This is a genomic window from Neisseria sp. P0021.S005 (assembly GCF_051956955.1).
In genome coordinates, this window is the sequence record NZ_JBQCWY010000787.1 from 1 (window position 1) to 1254 (window position 1254).

Below are 1254 nucleotides of genomic sequence, written 5' to 3' on the forward strand. Positions count from 1 at the left end.
GTTCCCACACATCCCCGGCCACCACTACTTCGACCTGAAGAGCGAAGCGCTGACTCCTGAAACTGTCGCCCAATACGATTGGGTGGTTCTGACCACCGATCACGACAAATTCGACTATGACATGATCACCGAACATGCCAAGCTGATTGTCGATACACGCGGCAAATTCCCAGTAAAAAATCCTAAAGTCATCAAAGCATAATCTTGCTTCAGACACATCCGGCTGCCTCCGGTTTCCCCGACCGGGACGGTAGCCGGTTTCCCAAGGCTATTTGTTTTTCAGACGGCCTTGGCAAACCGGCAACGGTAACAACACATACCCTACGAAAAACGCTCAGCTCGAACTTCTGGCCGTCTGAAAACAAATAATATGAACGCGAAAAAAATCCTCGGCTACGCATTGGGCCCGATAGGAAGCGCCGCTTTCGGCCTGCTTTCCCTGCCGCTCATCTCATGGTACTTCCCTGCGGAAGACATCGGCCGTATCGTACTCTTGCAGACCATTGCCGGACTGAGCATCCTGTTGCTGGGCTTGGGGCTGGACCAATCCTATATTCGCGACTATTACGCCGTTAAAGACAAGGCCGCGCTGTTCAAATCCGTTTTTTTATCGCCATTGATTCTGACTGTGGCGGTTGTGGTTTTAGTGTTACTGATAAACGCATCATGGCCGTCTGAAATCATTTTTGACATCCCCAGTGCAAATTTGGGGATTCTCTTTCTGATTTTCTTGGCCACTACGCTGATTACCCGTTTTTTAGCCTTGATTTTGCGGATGAAAGAGCAGGCATTGGCTTTTTCCGTCAGCCAGCTTGCGCCGAAATTCTTGATTTTGGTGTTGGTTTTTGCCGTGATTGCTTCCGGCTTACCTACCAATACTACTTCGCTGGTTTTTACCTACACCGCAGCCCAAGTGCTGACCGTTGTACTGTTGATATATCAGCTGCGCCAAGACCTGCAAGCCGTTTCCCATGCGAAATGGTCGCCCGAGCTGCATCGGGACGGCCTGCGCTACGGCCTGCCGCTGGCATTCGGCAACTTGGCCTATTGGGGCCTGACTTCGATTGACCGCTTTGTCCTCAAAGACATCTCGGGTTTGGACGAATTGGGCATCTATTCGATGGCAGTCAGCTTTGGTGCCGTCGCCTTGATTTTCCAAAGTGTGTTTTCCACTATTTGGGCGCCTTTGGTGTTCAAATGGGTAGAAGAAAAAACCAATCTGGATAAAATCGGCGACATCACGCTTTCCATGAC

The 1254-nt window shown here is 50.5% G+C and carries 1 protein-coding gene and 1 pseudogene; both read left to right on the forward strand.

The features are described 5' to 3' along the window. Window positions 1–202 (forward strand): annotated as a pseudogene (locus tag ACTHUE_RS19295) (UDP-N-acetyl-D-glucosamine dehydrogenase); the annotation flags it as partial. A 168-nt stretch (window positions 203–370) separates the two neighbouring features. Beyond that, the coding region (locus tag ACTHUE_RS19300) for an oligosaccharide flippase family protein (protein ID WP_440424199.1) at window positions 371–1254 on the forward strand (884 nt) is incomplete at its 3' end.